Origin of the sequence: Nocardia sp. CY41 (genome assembly GCF_009829325.1) — a bacterium.
In the GTDB taxonomy this organism is placed as follows: domain Bacteria; phylum Actinomycetota; class Actinomycetes; order Mycobacteriales; family Mycobacteriaceae; genus Nocardia.
In genome coordinates, this window is record NZ_VUOS01000020.1 from 63,178 (window position 1) to 88,057 (window position 24,880).

The 24,880-nt window shown below is 69.0% G+C and carries 18 protein-coding genes and 1 pseudogene; 8 read left to right on the top strand and 11 right to left on the bottom strand.

The annotated features are described in order from the left end of the window. Nucleotides 1-10: 10 nt before the first annotated feature. Together GVY64_RS22140 and GVY64_RS22145 are read right to left on the bottom strand one after the other, a co-directional pair. The gene (locus GVY64_RS22140) at nt 11-913 is read right to left on the bottom strand and encodes a transglutaminase family protein (RefSeq protein ID WP_159844466.1); all 903 of its coding nucleotides are present in this window, start codon (nt 911-913) and stop codon (nt 11-13) included. Further along, nucleotides 910-3,681 (bottom strand): circularly permuted type 2 ATP-grasp protein, encoded by a 2,772-nt coding sequence (locus GVY64_RS22145; RefSeq protein ID WP_159844821.1) that lies wholly within the window; start codon nt 3,679-3,681, stop codon nt 910-912. The genes GVY64_RS22140 and GVY64_RS22145 overlap by 4 nt, the downstream gene beginning before the upstream one ends. 301 nt (nt 3,682-3,982) lie before the next feature. On the opposite strand from GVY64_RS22145, the gene GVY64_RS22150 reads away from it, so the two are divergent. Together GVY64_RS22150 and GVY64_RS22155 are read left to right on the top strand one after the other, a co-directional pair. Beyond that, a complete protein-coding gene (locus tag GVY64_RS22150; protein ID WP_159844468.1) occupies nt 3,983-4,189 on the top strand; it encodes a hypothetical protein in 207 nt (68 codons plus the stop codon). 22 nt (nt 4,190-4,211) lie between these two features. After that, the gene (locus tag GVY64_RS22155) at nt 4,212-4,856 is read left to right on the top strand and encodes a hypothetical protein (RefSeq protein WP_159844470.1); all 645 of its coding nucleotides are present in this window, start codon (nt 4,212-4,214) and stop codon (nt 4,854-4,856) included. A 6-nt stretch (nt 4,857-4,862) separates the two neighbouring features. Here the strand turns inward: GVY64_RS22155 and GVY64_RS22160 are convergent, their stop codons facing one another. The 3 genes from GVY64_RS22160 to GVY64_RS22170 all read right to left on the bottom strand — a co-directional run bounded on the left by GVY64_RS22160 (nt 4,863) and on the right by GVY64_RS22170 (nt 6,497). Next, nucleotides 4,863-5,480, bottom strand: coding sequence for a LysE family translocator (locus GVY64_RS22160; RefSeq protein ID WP_159844472.1), 618 nt, complete (start codon nt 5,478-5,480; stop codon nt 4,863-4,865). A gap of 62 nt (nt 5,481-5,542) precedes the next feature. Then, nucleotides 5,543-6,151 (bottom strand): recombination mediator RecR, encoded by a 609-nt coding sequence (recR, locus tag GVY64_RS22165; protein ID WP_067799767.1) that lies wholly within the window; start codon nt 6,149-6,151, stop codon nt 5,543-5,545. Between the two features lie 13 nt (nt 6,152-6,164). Then, nucleotides 6,165-6,497, bottom strand: coding sequence for a YbaB/EbfC family nucleoid-associated protein (locus GVY64_RS22170; RefSeq protein ID WP_159844474.1), 333 nt, complete (start codon nt 6,495-6,497; stop codon nt 6,165-6,167). Between the two features lie 194 nt (nt 6,498-6,691). Between GVY64_RS22170 and GVY64_RS22175 the strand changes: the two genes are divergently transcribed. The 3 genes from GVY64_RS22175 to GVY64_RS22185 are packed head-to-tail and all read left to right on the top strand — an operon-like array spanning nt 6,692 to nt 8,549. After that, entirely contained in the window at nt 6,692-7,324 is a 633-nt protein-coding gene (locus GVY64_RS22175; protein ID WP_159844476.1) for a hypothetical protein, read from the top strand. A 51-nt stretch (nt 7,325-7,375) separates the two neighbouring features. After that, nucleotides 7,376-8,188: a MerR family transcriptional regulator gene (locus GVY64_RS22180; RefSeq protein ID WP_159844478.1), complete on the top strand. Its 813-nt coding sequence runs from the start codon at nt 7,376-7,378 to the stop codon at nt 8,186-8,188. 13 nt (nt 8,189-8,201) lie between these two features. Next, a complete protein-coding gene (locus tag GVY64_RS22185; protein WP_159844480.1) occupies nt 8,202-8,549 on the top strand; it encodes a VOC family protein in 348 nt (115 codons plus the stop codon). Between the two features lie 55 nt (nt 8,550-8,604). On the opposite strand, the gene GVY64_RS22190 is transcribed toward GVY64_RS22185, so the two are convergent. Further along, complete coding sequence (locus GVY64_RS22190; protein ID WP_159844482.1) at nt 8,605-9,039, bottom strand: SRPBCC family protein; 435 nt, start codon at nt 9,037-9,039, stop codon at nt 8,605-8,607. Nucleotides 9,040-9,238: 199 nt separating this feature from the next. Here GVY64_RS22190 and GVY64_RS22195 point away from each other — a divergent pair, with 199 nt between their 5' ends. Next, on the top strand, nt 9,239-10,681 hold the full coding sequence (locus tag GVY64_RS22195; RefSeq protein WP_159844824.1) for an FAD-binding oxidoreductase: 1,443 nt from the start codon (nt 9,239-9,241) through the stop codon (nt 10,679-10,681). Then, complete coding sequence (locus GVY64_RS22200) at nt 10,678-11,994, top strand: class I SAM-dependent methyltransferase (RefSeq protein ID WP_159844484.1); 1,317 nt, start codon at nt 10,678-10,680, stop codon at nt 11,992-11,994. Before GVY64_RS22195 ends, GVY64_RS22200 begins: the two co-directional genes overlap by 4 nt. A 10-nt stretch (nt 11,995-12,004) precedes the next feature. On the opposite strand, the gene GVY64_RS22205 is transcribed toward GVY64_RS22200, so the two are convergent. After that, on the bottom strand, nt 12,005-15,586 hold the full coding sequence (locus tag GVY64_RS22205) for a serine/threonine-protein kinase (protein ID WP_159844486.1): 3,582 nt from the start codon (nt 15,584-15,586) through the stop codon (nt 12,005-12,007). Nucleotides 15,587-15,952: 366 nt separating this feature from the next. Here GVY64_RS22205 and GVY64_RS22210 point away from each other — a divergent pair, with 366 nt between their 5' ends. After that, nucleotides 15,953-16,435, top strand: a complete 483-nt coding sequence (locus GVY64_RS22210) for a MarR family winged helix-turn-helix transcriptional regulator (RefSeq protein WP_236567052.1) — start codon at nt 15,953-15,955, stop codon at nt 16,433-16,435. Here GVY64_RS22210 and GVY64_RS22215 read toward each other — a convergent pair. The 4 genes and pseudogenes from GVY64_RS22215 to GVY64_RS22230 form a co-directional block, all read right to left on the bottom strand. After that, nucleotides 16,432-17,529 (bottom strand): esterase-like activity of phytase family protein, encoded by a 1,098-nt coding sequence (locus GVY64_RS22215; RefSeq protein ID WP_159844488.1) that lies wholly within the window; start codon nt 17,527-17,529, stop codon nt 16,432-16,434. The genes GVY64_RS22210 and GVY64_RS22215 overlap by 4 nt on opposite strands. A gap of 112 nt (nt 17,530-17,641) precedes the next feature. Continuing rightward, nucleotides 17,642-19,792 (bottom strand): 3-hydroxyacyl-CoA dehydrogenase NAD-binding domain-containing protein, encoded by a 2,151-nt coding sequence (locus GVY64_RS22220; protein WP_159844490.1) that lies wholly within the window; start codon nt 19,790-19,792, stop codon nt 17,642-17,644. 116 nt (nt 19,793-19,908) lie between these two features. Continuing rightward, nucleotides 19,909-21,123 carry an acetyl-CoA C-acetyltransferase gene (locus GVY64_RS22225; RefSeq protein ID WP_159844492.1) on the bottom strand — a complete coding sequence of 405 codons (1,215 nt, stop codon included), beginning with the start codon at nt 21,121-21,123 and terminating at the stop codon, nt 19,909-19,911. A 1,915-nt stretch (nt 21,124-23,038) separates the two neighbouring features. Beyond that, nucleotides 23,039-24,733, bottom strand: a pseudogene (locus tag GVY64_RS22230) (DNA polymerase III subunit gamma and tau); the annotation flags it as partial. Nucleotides 24,734-24,880: the final 147 nt, after the last annotated feature.

Sequence of the window (24,880 nt, forward strand, 5' to 3'; positions counted from 1 at the left end):
TATCGAATGGTCATACCTCGGTGACGTCGACGGAGACGGTGATCGTGCTGTCCTTCGCATCGGTGTAGATGATGCCGCGCAGCGGGGGGACGTCGGCGTAGTCCCGGCCCCAGGCGGTGATGATGTATCGCTCGTCGCCGAACTGGTCGTTGGTGGGGTCGAGGTCGATCCATCGACCGGTGCGATCGTGTCCGTCCGCCCCGGGCACCCACACGGCCGCCCAGGCGTGGGTGGCGTCGGCGCCGACCATCCGCTCCTTGCCCGGCGGCGGATCGGTGGCCAGGTAACCGGACACGTACCTGGCCGCGAGACCGTGCGAGCGCAGACACGCGACAGCCAGGCGGGCGAAATCCTGACAGACGCCTGCGCGTGCCGCGAACACGTCGGCCACCCGGGTGGACACCGTCGTGGCGCCGGACCGGTAGGCGAAATCGGTGTGGACGCGCGTGTTCAGCTCACCCACCGCATCCAGCAGCGGTCGGCCCGGCAGGAGGGATTCGGCCGTGTAGGCCACGATCTCCGACGTGATCTCCGGTGGCTGCAGATCGAGGGCGAACTCCACGGCCAACGGTTCGGTCGCGCTGCTCGGACGCGCTTTCTCCCACGGCTCGGCGGCCGCTGTGCAGCTGCCGCGAGCCGAGGTGTCGACCTCGACCAGCGAGTCGCCGAGGACCGTCAGCGCGCGGTGCTCGGTGGTGACGTGGAAATAGGAGGTGATGTTGCCGTAGACGTCGGCGCCGACCGATCGATCCGAAGGAGCGGGGTCGATCCGGATGTGGTGGGTGAGTAGTCGCTGGCCGGGTAGGTCGCGCGGCGTCAGATAGGCGCGCCCGTAGGAGTTGGTGACCTCCCTCGAGTACGAGTATGCGGTGCGGTGCGCTACCCGATAGCGCCGCACCGGGGGGCCGGTCATCCGACGACCTGCGCGCTACCCCACAGCGGTTGGATGCCGACCGGCACCGACAGCGTGGTGGTCTCGAAGGAATCGGACACTTTGCGCAGGCGCACGTGCACACCCTCCAGCAACTCCGCCAGTTCGGTGCGCCGGTCGTCCGCGTCGGTGACCGCCAAGTCGTCGGGGTCCAGACGGCGCAGCATGCGGCGCGCGTCCGCGAGCAGCCGCTGCGGGCGGGAGGATCCGGACGCGCCGGGCAGTGCGTGGAAAGCACTGTGCAACCGGTCGAGCTGATAGGCCAGCGAGCGCGGATTGGCGGTGTCGAACAGGAGGAGTTCGGCGACGTCCGCCGTCCGGACCGATTCCTGGTGCCGCCGCCGATAACTCACCGAGGACTCGGTGGCCCGCAGCACCCATCCGGTGACCTCCCGCTCGGTCTGCTCCGGATACCGCTGGGTGAGCGCGGCCGACAGCAACGCGGTGAGGGCGAGACCGCGCTCGATCCGCTTGCCGATGTCTCTGACGTACCACCCGGTGTCCCGGATCAGCGACTCACCGTCGATGCCGGACAGCGCGAGCAATCCGGCCAGACTGCGCGCGTGCACCTCCGAGAGCTCCGCCTCCCGGTCGCCCGCCGCCACCGGATAGCCCGCCAGCGCACGGTCGACCGCGCCCAGGATCATCCAGGTGTCCACCGACAGCTGGTCACGCACGGCACGCGCGGCGTTGCCGTAGCGGTCGATCGCGAAGGCCAGCGAACCGGGCAGCTCCCGGTCGATCGTCAGCGCGACGAGATAGTCGTGGTCCGAACGGGAATCGCCGGGCACCCGGTGCGCCTCAGGAGTGATGACCGGTGCCGCGCCTGCCGTACCGGCGCCGTCCGGTGGTTCTGCGACGGCCTCCACACCGGCCGTGATCGGTTTTTCCACACCGGCGTGGGCCACGGCTTCGTTCCGGGACACTGCGGCACTGCGCTCCGTCTGCGCCGAATCGACACCGGACAGCCCCTCGGTCGGAGCGGCGGTGGCGGTGGCCCGGCCGAGGGCGGCCATGAGGATCGGCAGCGCCTCGGCGCCTTCCAGCCAAGGGCGATAGCGGAACTCCTGGTAACGCTCGTGGGTGGCGATCAGGAGACGGGCCGTGTCCTCCGCGCGCTCCCCGTAGCGACCCATCCAGAACAGGTCGTTGAGCACACGAGGGGAGCTGATCGGTTCCACGATCGGCGCGGTGCGCCGTTCGCGGGACGGCTCGGTGCTGATCGCGGCGGCGGTCGTCGGCGCGGCCCGCACCCAGATGTCTTTGGCGGCCACCGTGCGTGCGGCACGGTCGGCAGTGCGCTGACGCAGTTGGCCGAGGCCACCGGACAGCACGGTATAGCCGCCCCGGTGGGCGAGGGAGAACAAGCGCATACCGACCGGAGCCGCACCGAGGTTCTCGTGATCGCGGATCGCGGGCGCCACGGAGAACTGGGCCGGTTCCCGGCCCACCCACTGCCATCCGTGCGCCTCGATCCTCGCCTTCGTCTCCGCGCGCTGGTCCCGGCTCAGCTCGGGCCCGACCAGCATGGTCCCGTCGACCGCGGAGCGCAGGATCAGCTTGTCCAAGTGGGCGATCAGATGCTTGCGCTCCTGCTCGCGACCGCCCCAGTACGACGGCGCGCTCTCCAGCAGCAAGTCCTCGCCGAGCAGCGCCCGCGAGAGAGCGGGCAGGAAACCGGCCAGCGCGGGATTCTCCAGCAGTCCGCTGCCCAAGGTGTTCACCACCGTCACCGCGCCGCGCCGCAGCACTTCGACCAGACCGACCACACCCAGGCGCGAATCCGGCCGCAGATCGAGCGGATCGGACAACTCGGCGTCCACCCGGCGCAGCACCACGTCCACCCGTTTCAGCGTGCCGAGCGACCGCATCCACAGCGCGCCGTCGCGCACCACCAGATCCGCGCTCTCCACCAGCGGAAAGCCGAGCGTGGAGGCGAGATAGGCCTGATCGAACGCGGTCTCGGAATGCACTCCCGGGCTGAGCACCACGACCACCGGCTCGTCGTCGTCGGTCGGCGCCGATTCGATCAGCATCAGGCGCATCGCCCGGGCGAACGGCGTCAGTGGACGTGGATTGGCGTGCTCGAACGACTCCGGGATGGCGGTCGCCACGACCCTGCGGTCCGCCAGCGCGTATCCCGCGCCGGAAGGCGCTTGCGTCCAGTCCGCGAGCACCCGGAACCGGCCGTCGGCCCAACGGCTGAGATCGCAGGCGTGCAGGAAGAGCTGATGCCGCCCCGGCACGGTGATGCCGTGCGCGGCCCGGACGTAGCCACGGTGGCCGAACACGGCCTCCGGCGCCAGCAGCCCCGACCCGAGCGTCCTGCGCGGCCCGTAGACATCGGTGAGCACCTCGTCGAGTACTCGGGAGCGCTGTTCCAGCCCGGCCTCCAGCCGGGTCCAGTCGTCCGCGGCCACCAGCAGGGGAATCGGATCGAGGCGCCAGGGCGCCGTGGCGTCGGCCGAGGCGCCGACCTCGTGGTAGGCGATCCCGTCGTCATCGATCAACCGGCGCACCCGGCTGTCCAGCCTGCGCAGCCCGTCCCCGCCGAGCCGGGCGAAGTCGGCCGACAGCTCCGACCAGGTCCGGCGCACCGTGCCGTCGACGTCGACCAGTTCGTCGTAGTAGCCCGTCAGGGGCGCGCCGCATTCGTCGTAGGCGGCCGTCTCGGCGCCCTCCGAGCGGTAGCGCGTGAACTGTTCTCGCACAACGACGCCGGGGACGGTCTCCCGCCGCTCCTCGCGCAACGTCACCGCGCCGACCTCGCTTCCGCCGCGTCCTTGCCCAATGGTCGCCGAGTGCTCTCCGGACAGTTCCTACCCGGACTGTTCGACTGTGCCGGATGCCATCAGCCATTGGGGTGTGTGGCCATTTTCGCACGTAGCAGTGCCGATATCGGCGAAACTCCTGGACACATCCGCAGTCATAATCTCCAGTTGCCACATAGTTGCCCACATATCACACACGCGACACGCGGGTCAGATCCCACCGCGACGGCCGGGCCGGTGGTATCACCGAACCACGACAACGATCTCGTCAGGAGGTCATATGCGTACAACCGATTGCTCATCGTGCGACTCCGCGTTCGACCACTGCCACGGAACCCTGATCGTGCACGCGAGCCGGATCGCCGAATGCACCGACGAACACTGCCTGGAACTCAGCCATGCCCGGCACGCCTTCGTCCTCGATTGCCGAGACCTCGCGGGTGGCTGCCGGTGCACCGAGGAAGACACGGTTCGCCGCCGCGCCTGAGCGGTTCCGTACCCTGGCCCGAGTGAGTTATGACCACGTGTTGCTGCCATCCGGTGTCGCGTCGTCGATCGCGGAGGTCGACGCCTACCTGAGCACCCAGCAGGGCGTCCCGGAGTCGGGGGCGGTCGCGCAGATCGCGGCCGAACTGAACAGACGCAACGCGGAACTGCCCGAGGAAGACAGCTTTCTCAGTACCGTCCCGGTCGGCGGGGCGGCCACCGGCGCGGTGCTGCACGTGCCGTGTCCCTACGACGCGATCGGCTTCGTCCGCCACTTGCTGTTCGAACTCGCCACACCACTGGATTACGCCGTCTACGACCCGCAGCTGGCCTGGCTGATCGATCCCGCCGGGCGTGTCGAGGCCCTCGTCACCCACGGCGGCGCGGGCGAGTTCCCGTACCTGACCGAAGCGCTTGTCCATCAGTGGGTTCCGGAGCTGAGCGCGCCGAACCCGTATCTCGTCGTCGAACGCGGCGAGCAGTTCTACATCCAGACCTATCGCGGGAACACCGGCGCGTACACCGTGGAATACCGGGACGGCTCATCCGAGAAGCATTTCGGCACCACCGTCTCCGACCCCGCCACGGTGGCCGCCCTCATCTGGGGCTGGGCCAACGACGACCGCAGTCGCTTCCCTGGCCTGCCCTGGACCCGCGTCGACCTCTGAACCCGGTCACTGGTTCTGGGCGGCCAACCGGCCGGCCAGCGCGAGGAACGAGGCGCCGAAGACCCGGCGCGTCCAGGTCAGCACGGCGGGCCGGTGCACGACTTGGTCCCGCACGGCGGCGGCGCACATGCCGTACACCGCGAACACCACCAAGGTGGCGAGCATGAAGATGCCGCTCAACGCGAGCATGCGCGCCAGGGCATTCGGCGCCGTGCTGGGGACGAACTGCGGCAGGAATGCGAAGAAGAAGATGGTCAGCTTGGGATTGAGGAGATTGAGCAGGACCGCCGAGGTGATCACTTGCCGCGCCGAGGGCGCGGTGCGCCGGTCCTGCTCCGGCACGGCGAGCGCGCCTTTGTCGCGGAATGTGCTCCAGGCCATGTACAACAGATAGGCGACGCCGAGGTACTTCAGCGTCTGGAACGCGACCGCGCTGGCATTCAGCAGCGCGGCCAGACCCGTGATCGCCGCGACCAGGTGCGGGACGGTGCCGAGCGTACAGCCGAAGGCCGCGATCACCGCGGCTCGCACGCCGCGGGACAGTCCGGCCGCCAGTGTGAACAGCACCCCGGTACCAGGGGTCGCGACGATGACGAGCGTCGTCAGCACGAATTCGATGCTCATCCCCCACACGGTAACCCACGCCCGGCGGGCGCAATCGCGCTCGCGGTAGGAGTTCTCGCCGGTTAGAGCGCGCGCCGCCCCGACAGCGCGCGGCCGAGGGTCAGCTCGTCGGCGAACTCCAGGTCGCCACCCATCGGCAGGCCCGAGGCCAGCCTGGTCACGCTCAGTCCGGGAAAGTCGCGCAGCATCCGGACCAGGTAGGTGGCGGTGGCCTCGCCCTCGGTGTTCGGGTCGGTCGCGATGATCACCTCGCTGACGTCGACGCCGTCCTCCTGATTCCCGATGCGCGCCAGCAGTTCCCGGATGCGCAATTGATCGGGACCGATCCCGCTGAGCGGGTCGAGCGCGCCGCCGAGCACGTGGTAGCGACCGCGGAACTCCCGGGTGCGCTCGATCGCCTGCACATCCTTGGGTTCTTCGACCACGCAGATCATGGTCCGGTCCCGGCGCGGGTCGGCGCAGATGCGGCACAGCTCACCGTCGGAGACCGTCCCGCACGTGACGCAGAACTGCACACCGTCGCGCACCTTCTGCAGCGCGGCCTGCAACCGGTCGATCTCCGGCGGCTCCACCTGCAGCAAGTGGAAGGCGATGCGCTGCGCGCTCTTCGGACCGACGCCGGGCAGCTTGCCCAACTCGTCGATCAGATCCTGGACCGGACCCTCGTACACTCGCTGCCTCGGCTCAGAAACCGGGCAGCGAACCGCCGCCGAGGCCGCCGGACAGCGGTCCGAGCCGTTCCGCGGCGACGCGCTGCGCGTTGGTCATCGCGTCGTTGACCGCGCCGATGACCAGGTCCTGCAAGGTCTCGACGTCGTCGGGATCCACAGCCTTCGGATCGATGGTCAGCGACAACACCTCGCCGCTGGCCTTGATGGTGACCTTGACCAGGCCACCGCCCGCCTCGCCCTCCACCTCGGTCGCCGCGATCTCGGCCTGGGCTTCCATCACCGCCTGCTGCATCTGCTGCGCCTGGGCGAGCAACTGTTGCATGTCGAACTGGCCACCTGGCTGCACGGGAGGGTCCTCTCTGGAGAAGGTGTCACCGGCCAGCCTAGTCCTGCCACACCGTGTCCCGAGCGCGGCCCGACGGTCGGCGATCACCATGGCGCATGGTGGATAACAGGTTGGGTAGTTCCGGTGGAGACCGACCGAGATCCCCTTACCATCGACACCGGATCGGCGACCGGTGTGCAAATCTGGAGACAAAGATGATCGCAGTTCGTGCACGTTTCCTGAGCAGTCTGGTGCTCACGATCGGTGTTCCCAGCATCTTTCTCGGCGTCGCGGGTCCCGCGGCGTCGGCGGACACGGAGATCATCGATGCGACCGAGGTGATCGACGTCCAAGAGGGCGTCGAGGTCGAACCGACCCCGGCGGTAGCAGACTACGGCGGCGGGTGCGTGCTCTACCCCGACGACAAGGCCGCGACGCTCGATTCGCTGCGCTTCCGGTGCTCGGCCGAACAACAGGACGCCATCTTCCGCGCCGCGCCGCTCGGCGCCGTGCCGACCGGTGTGAAGTCGGGCTGGGTCACTCGCCCGCCGGTCATGCAGGCCGTCGCGCCTCCGCTGTGGATCGGCAAGACCTTCTACACCGGCCCGGACGGCGGCTACCTGATGAACCGCCTCACCGGCGCCGGCATCGAGGGCTGGCGTGCCGACGTGTTCGCGGCGCCTGCCCTGACCGATGGACAGCCGGCCTGGGCGCTCGATTACACGCCGTCGCCGACGCCGCCGGTCTACGACGAGATCCGGGAGGTCACCCCCGGGGTGTGGTTCGGCTACTCGTGGTGGCGCGGCGCCTTCCAGACCACCCTGCTGTTGACCTTCGCACTCGCCTGAACGTCGGGTGTCGTTTGACCCTCCCGCCACTGGAGGGTGTTGGCTGATGCCATGACGGCGACCGTCCCCATCGGGGAATTCTCCAGGCTGAGCAATCTCAGCGTGAAGACGTTGCGCTACTACCACGAGATCGGCCTGCTCGCTCCGGTCGGCGTAGACGCGAGTTCGGGCTATCGGCGGTACGCGACGGCGCAGGTTTCGCAGGCACAGTTGATCCGGCGGCTGCGCGAGCTGGACATGCCGGTCCCGGAGATCCGCGCGGTGCTCGCCGCGCCGGACGAGAACGCCCGTGACGCCACGCTGCGTGCGCATCTGGAGCGCATGGAGGCCGAGTTGGCCCGCACCCGCGCGGTCGTGGCCTCGCTGCGCGCGCTGCTGACGCCCTCGGCGCCGATCACCGTGGAGTACCGCGCGGTCGCGGCGTTCCCGGCGGCGGCGATCGGCGCGACGGTGGCGCGCGAACACATCGGCGAGTGGTGCGCTGCGACGTTCCAGGCGTTGTACGAGGCCCTGGCCGCCGCGGACATCACGCCCGCGGGCGTCGGCGGCGCCACCTACGGCACCGATTTCTTCGAACACGACGAGGGCGCGGTCGTCGCGTTCGTCCCGCTCGCCGACGCCGAGGTCGCACTGCTCGCGGGACTTTCGGCGATCGAGTTGCCCGCGCGCCGTTTCGCCGTCGCCGTGCACGAGGGTCCGTTCGAGGATTTCGACCGAACCTACGGCGCACTGGGCAGTCATGTCGCCGAACACGACGTCGCGCTCTCCGAGCCGATCCGCGAGATGTACCTGGTCGGACCGGACGTGTCCGACGATCCCGCCACCTACCGGACCGAAGTGTGCTGGCCCATCGCCCAGCCTTGAAAAGGAGATATCCATGACGCTGTCGATCGCCCACGTCACCATCGATTGTGAGAATGCGGGCGTTCTGGCCGAATTCTGGTCACGGTTGCTGGAGACGCCCGTCGATCCCGACCCGAGCCCGGAGTTCGCCACCGTCGGCCGGACCGCGGGCGCCGCGCCCGTGCTGATGTTCACCCGGGTGCCCGACAAGAACCCCGGCAAGAACGTGATCCACCTGGATCTGCACGCGTCGGGCCGGGACGAGGTCGCGCGCGCGATCGATCTCGGCGCGAAGCACGTCGGCGATTTCGACGAGTGGGGCCTGAAGTGGACGACGCTGGCCGATCCCGAGGGGAACCTCTTCGACATCGCCCCGGAGTAGACCCCGGCGCAGGTCGCGACGACGGCCCGAACGGACCGTCGTCGCGACCGCCGGATCAGGCCAGCTCGCGCTGCAGGTTCCCGAGCACCTCGGCCTGGATCTTCTTCAGGCCCAGCGGCGCGAAGATGCCCTCGAAGATGCCCGCGATGCCGCCCGCGCCCTTCCAGGTGGTGCGCAGCGTGACCCGGGCGCCCGCGCCCTCGGGGGTGACGGTCCAGGTGTTCACCAACGTCGAATTCGAGTCGCGCTCGGTGACAATGGAATCGGACACGGAGACGATCGCGTGCACGTTCCGCGAGCGCTTCTCGGTGGCCTGCAACGTCCATTCCGCGACGGTGCCCGCGCCTTTACCGCCTTCGACCACCTTGTAGTCGCGGTAGTGCGAAGAGAGAATGCGCGGACGTACCGTGTCGTAGTCGGCGATGGCCTCCAGCGCGCGCTGCGGATCCGCCGCCACGTCGATCGAACTACTGGCGCTGACCTGTCCCACAATGAGCTCCTTGTCCGGATGCGGTGTCTCGACCGGTCTCCATCCTGCCCTGCCTGCGCCGGAGCACAGTGCCGAGGGTGCGGCGAACCACTCCGGACAATTCGGTATTCCACTTCGCAACATGTGCGTGACATTTCTCCGCCACCGTGGCCGAGCGGTAGCCCAGCCGTGGGGTCCGTACTAGCGTCGAGGGGTGGCAGTGAGTCTGTTGGGGAAGGCCGGACACGCACCGGCCGCACGCGAATCAGGATTTGCCGCGCATCGAGCGGGCGTGGACCGCCTATTGGCGAGCTACCGCGCGATACCCGAGCACGCCAACGTCCGGTTGGCGAAGAAGACCTCGAACCTTTTCCGAGCCAGGGCCAAGAACACCGCGCCCGGCCTCGACGTCTCCGGGCTCACCCGGGTCATCGCGGTGGACCCGGCCGCCAAGACCGCCGACGTCGCAGGCATGACCACCTACGAGGAGTTGGTCGCCGCCACCCTCCCGTACGGCCTCGCGCCGCTGGTCGTGCCACAGCTCAAGACCATCACGCTGGGCGGCGCGGTCACCGGCCTCGGCATCGAGTCCACGTCCTTCCGCAACGGCCTACCGCACGAGTCGGTGCTGGAGATGGATGTGCTGACCGGTGCGGGCGAGATTCTCACCGCCACGCCGGACAACGAACACGCCGATCTGTTCCGCGGCTTCCCGAACTCCTACGGCACGCTGGGCTATACGGTCCGGCTGAAGATCCAACTGGAGGAAGTGCAGCCGTACGTCGCGCTGCGGCACGTGCGTTTCCGTGACGTGCGCGAACTGGAGACGACCCTCGCGGCGATCGTCACCGACCGGGCCTACCAGGGCGAGACCGTCGACTACCTCGACGGCGTCGTGTTCTCCGCCGAGGAGAGCTACCTGACGCTGGGCCGCCGGACCGACGAACCGGGCCCGGTGAGCGACTACACCGGCATGGACGTCTACTACCGGTCCCTGCAACACGAGGGCGCCACGCCCAAGCGCGACCGCCTGACCATCCACGACTACCTGTGGCGCTGGGACACCGACTGGTTCTGGTGCTCGCGCGCGTTCGGCACGCAGAACCCGAAGATCCGCCGGTTCTGGCCGAAGCGCTATCGGCGCAGCAGCTTCTACTGGAAACTCGTCGCGCTGGACCACAAGTACGCCATCGGCGACAAGCTGGAGGCCCGCAAGGGCAATCCCCCGCGCGAGCGGGTCGTGCAGGACATCGAGGTGCCCCTGGAACGCACCGCCGACTTCGTGGAATGGTTCCTGCGCGAGATCCCGATCGAGCCGGTCTGGCTGTGCCCGCTGCGCTTGCGCGACACCGGCGGCCCGAACCGGCCGGGTGGACGCGCCTGGCCGCTGTATCCCCTGGAGCCGGACCGGACCTACGTGAATGTCGGCTTCTGGTCGGCCGTGCCCACCACCCCCGGGCAGCCACAGGGCGCGGCCAACCGCGCCATCGAGCGCACGGTGACCGAGTTCGACGGTCATAAGTCGCTGTACTCGGATTCCTTCTACGACAAGGATGAATTCGCCGCGCTCTACGGCGGAAACACTTATACCGAGCTCAAGAAACGCTACGACCCGGACCAGCGCCTGCTGGATCTGTATTCGAAGGCGGTGCAACGCAAATGACGACATTCAAGGACCGTTCCGATGTCTTCAACGATCTCGGAACCAAACTCAGCATTGCCGAGATCTTCGAGTCCCTCGTCGAGGGCGAAGTTCCGATCCGGTTGACGGCTTACGACGGCAGCGCGACCGGGCCGCAGGATTCCGAGTTCACGCTGGACATCCGGACCCCGCGTGGGATCAATTATCTGGCGACGGCCCCCGGCGACCTGGGCATGGCCCGCGCCTATATCGCGGGCGACATGACCGCGGGCGGCGTGCATCCCGGTGATCCGTACCCGATCCTGAAGGCGATGGAACGGTTGAAGTTCCGCCGCCCGTCCGCGCTGGCCCTGGTGACCATCGCGCGCTCGCTGGGCTGGGAGCGGCTCAAGCCGGTCGCCCCGCCGCCGCAGGAAACCTTGCCGCGCTGGCGGCGGATCGCCTTCGAGGGCCTGCGCCACTCCAAGACCCGGGACGCCGAAGCCATCCACCACCACTACGACGTCTCGAACACGTTCTACGAGTACGTGCTCGGCCCGTCGATGACCTACACCTGCGCGGCCTACGGCGACGAGAGCTGGACGCTGGAGCAGGCGCAGGAGAACAAATATCGCCTGGTATTCGAGAAGCTGCGGTTGAAGGAAGGCGACCGGCTGCTCGACATCGGCTGCGGATGGGGCGGCATGGTGCGCTACGCGGCCAAGCGCGGCGTCAAGGTGATCGGCGCGACGCTCTCGGCCGAGCAGGCGGACTGGGCGCAGAAGAAGATCGCCGAGGAAGGTCTCGCCGATCTGGCCGAAGTGCGCCATTCCGACTACCGAGACGTGCCGGAGGGCGAGTTCGACGCGGTCTCCTCGATCGGGCTCACCGAGCACATCGGGGTGCACAACTACCCGTTCTACTTCGAGTACATCAAGAACAAGCTGCGCGACGGCGGCCTGTTCCTGAATCACTGCATCACCCGCCCGGACAACACCCGCACCACCAAAGCGGGCGATTTCATCGACCGCTACGTGTTCCCCGACGGCGAGCTGATCGGCTCCGGCCGGATCATCTCCGAGATCCAGAACATCGGTCTCGAGGTGCTGCACGAGGAGAACCTGCGCGAGCACTACGCGCTGACCTTGCACGAGTGGTGCAAGAACCTGGTGGCCAACTGGGACGCCTGCGTCGCGGAGGTCGGCGAGGGCACCGCGAAGGTGTGGGGCCTCTACATGGCGGGTTGCCGGCTCGGCTTCCAGCGCAACGTGGTTCAGCTGCACCAGGTGCTCGGGGTCAAACTGCCCCCGGACGGCGCATGGACCGTACCGCTGCGCCCGTGGTGGCAGCCGTAGCCGGGTTCGCTCAGTAGGTGCTTCTGCCCGCCCCGTTCAGGACTTCGTCGAGGAACGGGGCGGGCAGTTCGATGTCGCCGACCTGCGCCGAGGCGGGCAGGTCGGTCCGCAGGACGCGCAGGATCCCGACCACGCCGGGCCCCGCGTCCAGCAGCGGCCTGGTCCAGCCGAGGCCGGCGCAGGTCGCGACGGCGGGCAGCAGCAGATTGGTGGCCTCACCCACCCAGCCCGCGGCGGCCAGGCATTCCGCGAGCAGCACCGCGGCGTCCAATTGGGCGCGCGGACGGTGCTTCTGCAAGGTGTGGTCGTACAGCGCACGGGCGCGGCGGACCGCTCGGTCATCGGAGCCGGGCCGGTGTTCGGCCAGCAGCGCGCGAATCGCGGCGAGTTCCTCGGCTTCGGCGGTGAGCAAGGCGCCGCCGGTCAGCCGATGAGCTGCCTGCAACGGCGTCGATTCGCTGAGATCGGTGTACCGGCGTTCGCCCGGCTCCAGCGGCAGACCCAGGCGGAGCCGTTCGGCTCGAATGTGCGCGGCCAACCGCGCCAGGCGGTTGTCGGCGGCGATGCGCGCGCCCTCGTCCAGCCGCGTGGCCGCGGTGAGCAGGTCCCCGCCGACCGCCTTGACCCGGGCGCCGACGACGAATGTGGAGATCAGGAAGTCCACCGGCCCGACCCGGGTGACCAGCTCGTGACTCTCGTCGAGCAGCCGGTCGGCGGTTTCCAGATCGCCCCGGCGATAGCTCATCTCGCCGAGCAGCGCCGCGGCGACGCGCACCGCGTGCGAGCGTGGTCCGGAACGCTCGCGCGCGGAGTCCCACGCCTGCTGGAAGCAGCTGGTGGCGGTGGCGACGTCGAGTTGCTCGTAGGCGGCCGCGCCCTGGCCGCAGCGGCCGAACACCAGGCCCAGCGGGTCCTTCGAGCGCTGGTGGTACTCCTCGGCCCACTCCTGCATCTTCCTCGCGCCCTCGAAGTCGAACCCGCACAGGCGCACGAAGGTGGTCAAGTTCGCCGCGGTCGAGACGGTCCACGCCGGGAGGTCATCCGGCTCCCGCAGGCAGTCGGCAACCCGGTCCAGCACGCCTTCGGTGCGGTCGCGCGCGATCTGGTCCGACGCGGCCAGCACCGCAGCCTGGCAGCGCTGCACGCGCACGTCGGCGTCGCTCGTGGAACCGCGGGCCAGGATGTTGGACAGCCTGCCGAGGGCGTTGCGCGCCGCGCCGGACTGCTGCAGGTTGACATTCGCCCTGGCCACCGCCATCAGCAATTTGGAGCGCGACGCCACCTGCTGCATCGGTAGTTTCGACACGCTGCCGAGCAGGGTGGCCAGCCGGGAACCGTCGATTAGGTCCATGCCGCCGCCCTCGAGCAGGTCGAGCGCCATCTTCAGGTCGGTCGCGGCCAGTGCGTGGTCGACCGATTTGCGCAGCAGCTGGTGTTCGGCGTACCAGCGCGATGCCTTGCGGTGCAGCGACTTCACCTTGCCCGGGTGGACGCGCTCCAGCCGGGTCCGCAGATGCTCGGCGAACAGCGGCTGCATCCGGAACCACTCCGGGTCGTGCTGGATGCGCCGCAGGAACAACTCGCGCTGCTCGGCCTGTTCGAGCAGCTGTTCGGCGTCCGGCTCCTCGGACAACGCCGCGGCGAGCGAGCCGCACACCCGCTCGGTCACCGCGATCGACATCAAGAACTCGAGCATTCTCGGTTCCAAGGTGTCGAGCACGTTCTCGGCGAGGTACTCGCGGATGCCGTGGTTGCCCTCGGAGAGCGTGGCGATCAGCTGGGCGGGGTCGGCGTTGCCGCGCAGCGACAGTCCGACCAGCTGGATGGCCGCGGGCCAGCCGTCGGTGGCGGTGTGGATTTCGGTGACCTGCTCGGGAGTGAGGTCGAATCCGTTGCGCTCCACCAGGATCTGCCTGGTCTCCGCTTCGGTGAGACGCAACGCGGCCGAGCCGATCTCGACCAGCTCGTCGTGCACCCGCATGCGGCTGGTCGGCAGGCCGGACTGCTCTCGGCTGGTCACGACGAACCGCAGGTGATGGCAGCCGTTGTCGAGCAGGGCTTCCATCGCCCGATGCGCGCCCGCGTCGGTGATCCGCTGCCAGTCCTCGACGATCACCACGACCGTCTTGCCCGCCGTATGGATCTCGTCGATGAGGGTGGGGATCACGAACGCGGCGGCGTCGGCCGGCCGCTCCTCCAGCACCTGTTCCAGACCGGCGCCGACGTCCGGGTGGACTCGGCGAATGGCCTGGATGAGGTGGGCCAGCAGCCAGATCTCGTTGTCGTCGTCGCGGTCGATCCCGATCCAGGCGACGGCGGTGTCGCCTTCGGTGAGTTCGGCGCGCCACTGCGCGGCCAGCGTGCTCTTGCCGAATCCGGCGGGCGCGTGGATCACGGCGAGCCTGCGCCGCCCGCCCCCGCGCAGGATGTCCAGCAGACGCGGCCGGGGTATCGGGTCCCGGGTGGGCGTCGGAGGACGGAATTTGGTCACGGCCGTCGGCGGTGTCGTCGTCGCGGACACGGGATGCTGCGAGACGGCGGGACGCAGCGTCAACGGCCAGCTGCGCCGGGCGGTGACCGCGGGACGCGAGCCGGTCCAGGCCACGGTCGGTTCGCCGATCGCGGTCGGCGCCGCCGCTTCGACCTCCGGCGTGGTGTCCAGCAGTGCCATCTCGTCCGGCAGCTGGTCATGGCTGCGCTGCACCGCGCGCAGCATCTCGCCGAACTCGTAGGCACTGGCCGGGCGATCCCGCGGACTGGGAGCCATCGCGTGTTCGATGACTGTGGCCACATCCGGTGGAATGTCCTGTGCACGGAGGTCGGGTATCGGCTGGGTGGTGATCCGCAGGAACTGCGCGACCACCCGCTCGCCCGCCTGCCGCTCGAAGGCCGCGTGCCCGGTGAGCAGGGCGAACAGCGTCGATCCGAGGCCGTAGACGTCGGAGCGGATGGTCGGCTCGTCGCCTTTGAGCACCTCCGGCGCGGTGAACGCGGGTGAACCGGTGATCATGCTGCTCGAGGTGCGGAACCCGCCGGGAATGCGGGCGATGCCGAAATCCGTCAGCTGCGGCTCGCCGTAGCCGCTGAGCAGCACGTTGGCCGGTTTCACGTCGCGGTGCAGGATGCGGGCGCGGTGCGCGCTCTCGATGGCGCCCGCCAGCTTGACGCCGGCGCGCAGCGAGTCCGCCCAAGTCAACGGGCCTTGATCGCGGATCAGCTTCTCCAGCGACCCGTGCGTGCAGTACGGCATAACGATCAGCGGCATGCCGGTCGCCGTCACGTCCACCTGGAGGATGTCGACGATGTTCGGGTGACCGGACAGCCTGCCCATCGCCTGTTCCTCGCGTAGGAACCGCTCGCGGCTCTCCTCGTCGATCTCCGAGGGGAGCACCTTCACCGCGACCACGCGATCCAACGCGGTCTGGACGCAGCGGTAGACCACGCCGAACCCGCCGCGACCGATCTCCACCGCTCCGGACAGGCCCATCGCCTCCAGTTCGTCGGCGATGTCGACGGGTGTCTGCCGCTGCGTGTTCGTTTCGGCCGCAGTCGATTCGGGGCGCACCCGGCCCGAACGCGTCTGTGGATTCATGTGATCACCTCGAACTCACATCGAATCGGCGACATCGGCGACCAACTCCGCGCCGACACGCCGGACGCCGTGTCCGATATGTCTGCGCATATTCCAACGTAGCGCGGTGCGGTATCACGCGGGTGACGTTTCCGGAGAGGACGGGTGTGTCTCGAATCCGCGTGTTTCGCGCCGCGAGCAGTGGGGATCGAGGGTCTTCGCAGACGTCGCCTCGGCTCATGACCACACCGCCACATCAGGTTCACCACGAGGGTTACCCAACGAGGATGGCGTCAAGCAAGCGCCGTGCTAAGTTGCTTCTGCACGGAGTTTTCTTCTTTTGAGAAGCCTGTTTATATCGGTAGAAGTTGGACGTGGAGGAATTCGGTGTCAACGCCTGATCCCGACGACGATTCCGCGGCAGGCGGCCTACCACCGGACGCGGGTTCGGTCTATCGGCGTTACCTGAGCGCGGTCATGCTGCACGGACAAGCCGGCGCGCGGGCGGTCGACCTGGGCGCCACCGACCTCTACGCGCTCAACATCCTCGAACTGGCGGGACCTATGACGCCCGGCGAGCTCGGCGCGCGCAGCGGACTGACCACCGGCCCCACCACGCGGCTGATCGACCGTCTGGAGGACGCCGGTTACGTCCGCCGCGCGCCGGTCCCGGGCGACCGGCGCAAGGTGATCGTCGAATTGATCGGCAAGCCCGCCGATCTCGACGAGGTCCTCGCCCCCGCGCGACAACGCATCGGCGAGATCATCCGCGGCTACGCACCCGAACAGCAGGAGGTGCTGTTCGATTACTTCACCAGGGCGGCCGCCGCGTACCAGGCGGCCGCCGAGCAGTTGCGTCCCGCGGACTAGGCGACGGCCAGGGCGATGATCTGGGTGATCTGACGGCTGTCGAAGTTGTCGTCGCTGACCAGGACGAGGGTCCGTTCGCCGGAAGGCAGTCGAGGACCCCAGGTCATGCCCTCCACGTTGTCGACGGTGGAGAGCCCGACGTCGTCGAGGTCGATCAGCAGCCGCTTGGTCACCGGACGCGCGGTGCCGATCGGGGCGTCGAGGATGTTGGTGGCCGCGCTCAGGTCCGCCTCGTAGACGCGAATCTTGTTGGGCGTGCCCGGCGAGAAAGACCTTTCCAGCACAAGGAGTTTCGTGGGATCGAGCGGATCGGCGGCGAGGATGGACGCGACCCCGGTCTCACCGCGGCCTGGTTCGGGCCGCGATTCGGCGAAGATCGGTTCCACCGGATACGCGTACTGGGCCAGCGGCGGACCGGATCGAGCCTGGATGGTGATGCGCGTGAGCGCTCCGCTGGTCGTGGTCGCCGCCGGGCCGTCCGGCAGGAGCGGCCCCTCCATCGAGGTCGCGAACAACGCGCCCGCGGCGAGGAAGGTCGCCCCCTCCAGCGTCGCGTTCCGCCGGGGACCGGCGTCGGGACGCATCCGTTCGTTGTCGGGAATCGGCAGCTCACCGGCGTAGGAGCCGTCCGGGTGCGTGATCCGCACAGACGGGTCGTCCAGCACGGCGCCGGCCCGCTCGCCTTCTTGCGTCCAGTAGTAGTCGCCGGTCCACGGGTCCACCCGGATCTCCTCCGGGTCCACCGACATCGGCGGGTAGACGGCGCCCGTCGCGGTCGGCAACGGTCGCGTGCCGGTGAGGGCCACCGGTCCGACACCGCCTTCGCCGACCTCGATGCGCGCGGTGTAGTACCGCGCCGGGTTCTTGCTCGACCGATCATCGCTGATCAGCACGAATTCACCGGTACGAGGCGAGTAGTCGATTCCGGAGAGACCGCCGACGACGGTGCCCTCGAAATCCGAATTCGATGCGATCGTCTGCTCGCCGAGCAAGCGCACCGAGGGCGCCGCCACCGGGGCGGCGACAGCGACCGGGGCCGAGGCGAGCGCGAGGGCGCAACCGACGATCAGAACAGGGCGACTACGTCTCGGCACGGCTGCCAACCTATCCGGCCGAACGGACGCGACGGTGAACGGGCCGGAAAACGACGGAAGCCCGCCACCGCGAAACGCGGTGGCGGGCTTCGCCCTTGCCTTTCGGCGGAGACTACTTACGCAGCGAGGCCGGGACCTCGAAGCGCTCGCCGTAGTTCTTGGCGAGGTAGTCGGCGCGTTCCACGAAGGCCTCCTGGCCACCCGGGTAACCGACGATGAACTGGTGCACACCACCGGTCCAGGCCGGGAAGCCGATGCCGAAGATCGAGCCGATGTTGGCGTCGGCGGTGGAGGTGAGCACGCCCTCGTCGAAGCACTTCTGGGTCTCGATCGCCTCCGCGAACAGCATGCGGTCGATCAGATCCTGCAGCGGCACACCGAAGTCCGCCGTGGTCTTGAAGTGCTCACGCAGGCCCGGCCACAGACCGGTGCGCTTGCCGTTCTCGTCGTACTCGTAGAAGCCCGCCTTTTCCAGGCGGCCCGGACGACCCTCGGACACCATGTAGTCGATGACGTCCTGCGCCGGGTGCCGCTTGACGCCCAGAGTGGTGTCACCCGCCTGCGCGGCTTCCAAGGTCTCCTTGGCGATCTTCTGCATGAGCTTCATGTTCAGCTCGTCCGACAGCTGCAGCGGCGCGGCCGGGTAGCCCGCCTGCAGACCGGCCTGCTCGATGGTGGCGGGCTCGATGCCCTCCTTGAGCATGGCGATCGCCTCGTTGACGAAGGTGCCGATCACGCGAGAGGTGAAGAAGCCGCGGCTGTCGTTGACGACGATCGGGGTCTTCTTGATCGCGAGGGTGTAGTCGAACACCCGGGCCAGGGCCTCGTCCGAGGTCTTCTCACCCTTGATGATCTCCACCAGCGGCATCTTGTCGACCGGCGAGAAGAAGTGGATGCCGATGAAGTCCTCCTGGCGCTTCACGCCGGTCGCCAGACCGGTGATCGGCAGGGTGGAGGTGTTCGAGCCGAGCAGCGCGTCGGGGGTGACGATGTCCTCGATCTCCTGGAACACCTTGTGCTTCAGCTCGGTGTTCTCGAAGACGGCCTCGATGACGAAGTCGACGCCGGCGAAGTCGGCCGCGTCCGCGGTCGGCTTGATCCGGTCCAGCAGCGCCTTGGACTTCTCCTCGGTGGTCTTGCCCCGGGACAGCGCCTTGGCCTCGATCTTCTCGGAGTAGTTCTTGCCGCGCTCGGCCGCCTCGATGGAGACGTCCTTCAGCACGACCTCGTAGCCCGCCTTGGCCGAGACGTAGGCGATGCCCGCGCCCATCATGCCCGCGCCGAGCACGCCGACCTTCTTGATCTCCTTCTTCGGCACGTCCTTCGGACGCGAACCGCCGTTGTTGATCGTCTGCAGGTCGAAGAAGAACGCCTGGATCATGTTCTTCGCGACCGGGCCGGTGAGCAGGTGCACGAAGTAGCGGGACTCGATCAGCGACGCGTTGTCGATGTCGACCTGCGAGCCCTCGACCGCGGCGGACATGATGGCGCGCGGCGCAGGCATGTTCGCACCCTTGATCTGCTTGCGCAGGTTCGCCGGGAACGCGGGCAGGTTCGCCGCGAAGGCGGGCGAGGACGGGGTGCCGCCGGGGATCTTGAAGCCCTTCTTGTCCCAGGGCTGCACACCGGCTTCGGGGTTGGCCTTGATCCACGCCTTGGCCGCGGGAACCAGTTCCTCGATCGAACCGACGAGCTCGTCGATCAGACCGATCTCCTTGGCCTTGGCCGGCTTGTTGCGCTGGCCCTGCAGCAGCACCTGCATCAGGGCGTTCTGCAGGCCCAGCATGCGCACGGTGCGGATGATGCCGCCGCCCGCGGGCAGCAGGCCGAGGGTGGCCTCCGGCAGACCGATCTGCGAACCCGGCACGTCCGCCGCGATGCGGTGGTGGGTGGCCAGCGCGATCTCCAGACCGCCGCCGAGCGCGGCGCCGTTGATGGCCGCGACGACCGGCTTGCCCAGCTGCTCCAGGCGACGCAGGGCGCTCTTGATCTCGGTGAGCTCCTCCATCAGCGCCTGGGCGTCGTCCGGGCCGACCTTCATCATGTTCTTCAGGTCGCCACCCGCGAAGAAGGTCTTCTTCGCGGAGGTCAGCACGACACCGGTGATGGTGTCCTTCTCCGCCTCGAGCCGGTCGACGGTGGCGGTCATCGACTTCTTGTACAGCTCGTTCATCGTGTTGGCGCCCTGGTTCGGGTCGTCCATCGTCAGCACGACGATGCCGTCCGAATCTTGCTCCCAACCGATCATGTTGGTTTCGCTCACAGCTCTGTGTCTCCTTGGTGAATTAGCGGCGTTCGCGGCCCTACGTGGTTACGCAGGCTGCCGCCTCCGGGCCTGACGCTCACGCCGCCGTAAATCTTCAGCTGTCGGTTGGGAAATCAGACCCGCTCGATGATGGTGGCCACGCCCATGCCGCCGCCGATGCACAGCGTGATCAGCGCGTAGCGGCCGTTGCGGCGCTCCAGCTCGTCGACCATGGTGCCGGTGATCATCGCGCCGGTCGCGCCCAGCGGGTGACCCATCGCGATCGCGCCGCCGTTGACGTTCAGCTTCTCGTCCGGGATGTTCAGGTCCTTCTGGAACTTCAGCACCACGGAGGCGAACGCCTCGTTGATCTCGACCAGGTCGATGTCGTCGAGGGTCAGGCCCGCCTTGGCCAGCACCTTCTTGGCTGCCGGGGTCGGACCGGTGAGCATGATGGTGGAGTCGGCGCCGCTGGTGGCGGTCGCGACGACGCGCGCACGCGGGGTCAGGCCGGAGGCCTTGCCCGCCTCTTCGGAACCGACGAGCACGAGCGCGGCGCCGTCGACGATGCCGGAGCTGTTGCCGCCGTGGTGCACGTGGTTGATCTTCTCCACGAAGTGGAACTTCTGCAGCGCCACCGCGTCGAAGCCACCCATCTCACCGATCACGGCGAAGGACGGCTGCAGCTTGGCCAGGTCCTCGGCGGTGGTGCCGGGGCGCATGTGCTCGTCCTTGTCCAGCACGACGATGCCGTTCTGGTCCTTGACCGGGACGATCGACTTGGCGAAGTACCCGCCGGTGGTGGCCTTGGCGGCCAGCTCCTGCGAGCGCACCGCGTAGGCGTCCACGTCGTCGCGGCTGAAGCCCTCGATGGTGGCGATCAGGTCGGCGGAGACGCCCTGCGGGACGAAGTAGGTGTCGTAGTTGGTGGCCGGGTCGAGCGCCCAGGCGCCGCCGTCGGACCCCATCGGCACGCGCGACATGGATTCGACACCACCGGCGATGACCAGGTCGTCGAAGCCGGAGCGCACCTTCTGGGCCGCGAGGTTGACCGCCTCGAGGCCGGAGGCGCAGAAGCGGTTGAGCTGGAAGCCGCCGACGGTGTCGGGCAGGCCGGCCACGGTGACCGCGGTACGGGCGATATCCGCGCCCTGGTCGCCGACCGGCGCCACCACGCCGAGGATCAGGTCGGAGATCCGGTCCTCGTCGAGGTTCGGGAAGCGGCCGCGCAGCTCCTGGATCAGACCAACAGTCAGGTCGATCGGCTTGACCGAGTGCAGCGAGCCGTTCTTCTTGCCACGGCCGCGCGGAGTGCGGATGGCCTCGTAAATGTAGGCCTCTGTGGTCATGGAGTGTTCCTTCCTCAATGTGCTGCGGCCGGACGTATGCCCGTCCGAGCGCGGGTGTGCGGCGACACCGCGGGTGCGGCGTGGCTGCGGCTGACCTCGCCGACCGGCCTTGCGGCCGACCGTTCCTAACGCTGTACAAAACCAGGCAGGCAACAGCGGACGCACGACCCGGTCGCCCGTACGCCTGGGCATACCATAGAACGTCGGCGTACCGAAGCTCCCGGCTACCCGTCCATACTACCGTGGAGTGCGAACTCCGGTTAACTTAACGTCGTGAGAACGGTGGTTGTCAACCATCCAGCCGTGTGGCACCCAGCTCACTCTTCAGCAATTCGAGGGCGACCTCGTCCGGGTCGCGCCGGTCGCCCGGAGCTACCGGATCGGCCGCGGCGGCCATCATTTCCTGCTCCTCCTCCGGCGTCGAGGCCGGGACGACCCCGTCCCGGTCCCAGCCGCGCTCGACCGGAGCGTCGTTCGCGCTCGGCCCGGCGTCGTACGGCGGATGGTCCGCGGGGCCCGGGTCGTCGGGCAGGTCCGGGTAGTCGGGCGGCGGGATGTCGTCGTCCGTGGGATACGGACGCGGGTCGGCGCCGCCCGCCCGGGATCGCCCCGTGTTGCCCGCCTTGTCGGCGCTCGCGTTCCTCGCCTGGCTCGGGCGGGAGAACCGTGGCGGGGCAGCGGCGCCCGAAGCACGTGCTGCCGCGTTGCCGGATTCACGTCCCGGCTGATTGCCCGCCTGCCCCCGGGTACGGTTGCCCGCCCCGCTCGCCCGTGGCGCCGCCGCGGGCCGTGGCGCCGCGCCACCGGCTTCCCAGCGCACCTCGTGGTCGCGTCCGAGCACCGCCCGTACCGCCGACCGCACCGCTTCCAGATTCCGCGGATCGGACAGGCGCTGAGCCAACGGCGCATGCTGATGCGCGAAGACGATGACCGCGCCCTCCACCCGGGCGACCGACGCGCCGGCGAGCATCGCCTGCACGGCCGCGCCGAACTCCCGCACTTTCGCACGGATGTCCGCCCAAGCGGCTTCCACTTCGCGCAGCAGATCATCACTCGAAACCGCGGAAGAACCCGCTGCGGGCGCCAGCGAGGACGACTGCGCGTCCCGCGCGTCCTGACCGACGGCAGAACGGCGCGCGGCAGCCGAATCGGCAGCCCCGCGAGCGGGTCCGACAGCAGAATCCCGCGCGGCACTCGACTCCCCGACCCCGCGCTCACGCTCGACAGCAGAACCTCGCGCGACACTCGAATCCGCAGCCCCGCGGCCGACAGCAGAGTCCCGGTTATCGCCCGAGTCCCCGGCCCCGCGATCGGGCTCGACAGCAGAACCCCGCGCGACAGCCGAAGCCGCTGCCCCGCCAGCGGGTCCGACAGCAGGACCCCGCGCAACAGCCGAATCCGCAGCCCGGCGATCCTGGCCCACGGCCGAGTCCCGCGCATCGCTCGACTCCCCCACCCCACGCTCACGGACGACAGCAGACTCCTGCGCAGCAGCCGAGTGCGCAGCTCCGCGGTCCTGCCCCCCAGCCGAGTCCCGCGCATCGCTCGAGTTCCCGACCCCACGCTCACGTCCGACAGCAGAGTCCCGTGCAGCAGCCGAGTCCGTACCTCCCTGATCGGCTCCCACAGCAGAATGCCGCGCGCCACCCGAGTCCGGGGCTCCGCGATCGCGATCGACGGCCGGGCCGGCGGCGGGCGACTCCGCCTGCGGGCCTGCAGGCCGAGAACCCGCTGCCTGCTCGGCCGCGGAAGACCCCGTCGGCGGTGCGACATCGGAGACGCCTTGTGGGGCAGCGGGTTCGGAAGAAACGCGCCTGGTTCCGACGCCACCACCCGGCACGTCGCCGGCTGACCCGGATACCCCCGACGTGGCCTCGGATGCGGCGGCCGTCCCGGTGGTCGGAGCACTCGTCTCGGCGCTCGCGCTCGGCCCTCCCGCCGGCGTCGTCCCCGCCGACAGACTGCCGGGCACAGCAGCGGAGCCGGTTTCGGCTACCGGCGCAGAAGGATCCGCGCCACCGGTCTGCGCCGAAACGCCTGTGGTAGGACCACCACCGGCTTCAGCAGCCGAGGGACCGCCCGGGGTCGACGCGCCACCGGCCGGCAACCGCGGACGCTCGCTGCCCGCGGATTGCCCACCGCCACGCGGCCCGGTCATATCGGGAGATGATTCCGTTCCCGGCCCCCTGCTCGATGCCGAGCGCTCGCCGAATTCCGCGTCAGCGGACGCGTCTGGGGCGGGCGCCGCCCCCTCCGCGCCGCCGGTCTGCGCCGGAACGCCTGCGGAAGGACCACCACCGGCTTCGGCAGCCGAGCGACCGCCCCCGCGGTTCTCCCGAATCGCGGCCAGCGCCTCGGCGCCTCGGCGGCGAGGCGGGCCCGACGGCGGCGTGACCGCAGCCGTCGGGGTGGAAGCAGGCGGCGCGGACGCGGCGGGGGCGGCGCCGATGGACCCACCGGTCAGGCCGCGCTCCAACCGTTCCAACCGCTGCAAGGTGGCGGATTCCGCGTCGGACACCGAGGGCAGCAGCATGCGCGCGCAGACCACTTCGAGCAGCAGCCGCGGCGCCGTGGCTCCGCGCATCTCGCCCAGCCCCTCGTGCAGCAGCTCGGCGTAACGGGTGAGGGTGGCCGAGCCCAAACGCGCCGCCTGGTCGCGCATCCGGTCGAGCACGTCTTCGGGGCCGGTGACCAGACCGCGTTCGGTGGCGTCGGGCACCGCCCGCAAGAGGATCAGGTCGCGGAAACGATCGAGCAGGTCGACGGCGAAACGTCGAGGGTCGTGGCCTGCCTCCATCACTCGGTCGACGGTGCCGAACAGCGCGGCGCCGTCGTCGGCGGCCAGCGCTTCGACCGCGTCATCGATCAGTGCCACGTCGGTGACGCCGAGCAGCGAGACCGCGCGGGCATAGGTGACGCCCTCGGGGCCCGCGCCCGCCAGCAGCTGGTCGAGCACGCTGAGGCTGTCGCGCGGCGACCCGCCGCCCGCGCGAATCACCAAGGGGTACACGGCTTCTTCGACCGGCACGTGCTCCTGCTCGCAGATCCGCCCGAGCAGTCCGCGCATCGTGGCGGGGGGCAGCAGCCGGAACGGGTAGTGATGCGTCCGCGACCGGATGGTGGGCAGCACCTTGTCCGGCTCCGTGGTCGCGAAGATGAAGATCAGGTGCGCCGGCGGCTCCTCGACGATCTTGAGCAGCGCGTTGAACCCGGCGGTGGTCACCATGTGCGCCTCGTCGACGATGAACACGCGGTACCTGGACTCGGCGGGCGCGTAGAAGGCGCGGTCACGCAGTTCCCTGGTGTCGTCGACGCCGCCGTGGCTCGCGGCGTCGAGCTCGATGACGTCCAGATTGCCCGGACCGCCGGGCCCAAGCGCCACACAGGACGAGCAGGTGCCGCAGGGCGTCGAGGTGGGCCCCTCCGCACAGTTCAGCGAGCGGGCGAGGATGCGTGCCGAAGACGTCTTGCCGCAGCCGCGCGGACCGGAGAACAGATAGGCATGACTGATCCGCCCCGTGTCGAGCGCGGTACTCAGCGGGTCGGTGACGTGCTCCTGACCCACCACCTCAGCGAATGTTGCCGGTCGGTATTTCCGGTACAGAGCCACGGCCAGAGGTTACCGGCGACCGCCGACAAAGGACATTCCCGCCCGCCGCGTTCGCGGACGGCCCGGACCGGGCAATTTATGTGATCTACATCACAACATGCGCATCGCCTTCTTCGGAGGCCGACCGGTGCGCACGCGACAGCAACC

Excerpts from the sequence above, each read along its gene's own strand:
- GVY64_RS22185 (WP_159844480.1), top strand. The coding sequence starts at position 8,202 with ATGACGCTGTCGATCGCCCACGTCACCATCGATTGTGAGAATGCGGGC.
- GVY64_RS22175 (WP_159844476.1), top strand. The coding sequence starts at position 6,692 with ATGATCGCAGTTCGTGCACGTTTCCTGAGCAGTCTGGTGCTCACGATC.
- GVY64_RS22160 (WP_159844472.1), bottom strand. The coding sequence starts at position 5,480 with ATGAGCATCGAATTCGTGCTGACGACGCTCGTCATCGTCGCGACCCCT.
- GVY64_RS22205 (WP_159844486.1), bottom strand. The coding sequence starts at position 15,586 with ATGAATCCACAGACGCGTTCGGGCCGGGTGCGCCCCGAATCGACTGCG.
- GVY64_RS22180 (WP_159844478.1), top strand. The coding sequence starts at position 7,376 with ATGACGGCGACCGTCCCCATCGGGGAATTCTCCAGGCTGAGCAATCTC.
- GVY64_RS22140 (WP_159844466.1), bottom strand. The coding sequence starts at position 913 with ATGACCGGCCCCCCGGTGCGGCGCTATCGGGTAGCGCACCGCACCGCA.
- GVY64_RS22200 (WP_159844484.1), top strand. The coding sequence starts at position 10,678 with ATGACGACATTCAAGGACCGTTCCGATGTCTTCAACGATCTCGGAACC.
- GVY64_RS22150 (WP_159844468.1), top strand. The coding sequence starts at position 3,983 with ATGCGTACAACCGATTGCTCATCGTGCGACTCCGCGTTCGACCACTGC.
- GVY64_RS22225 (WP_159844492.1), bottom strand. The coding sequence starts at position 21,123 with ATGACCACAGAGGCCTACATTTACGAGGCCATCCGCACTCCGCGCGGC.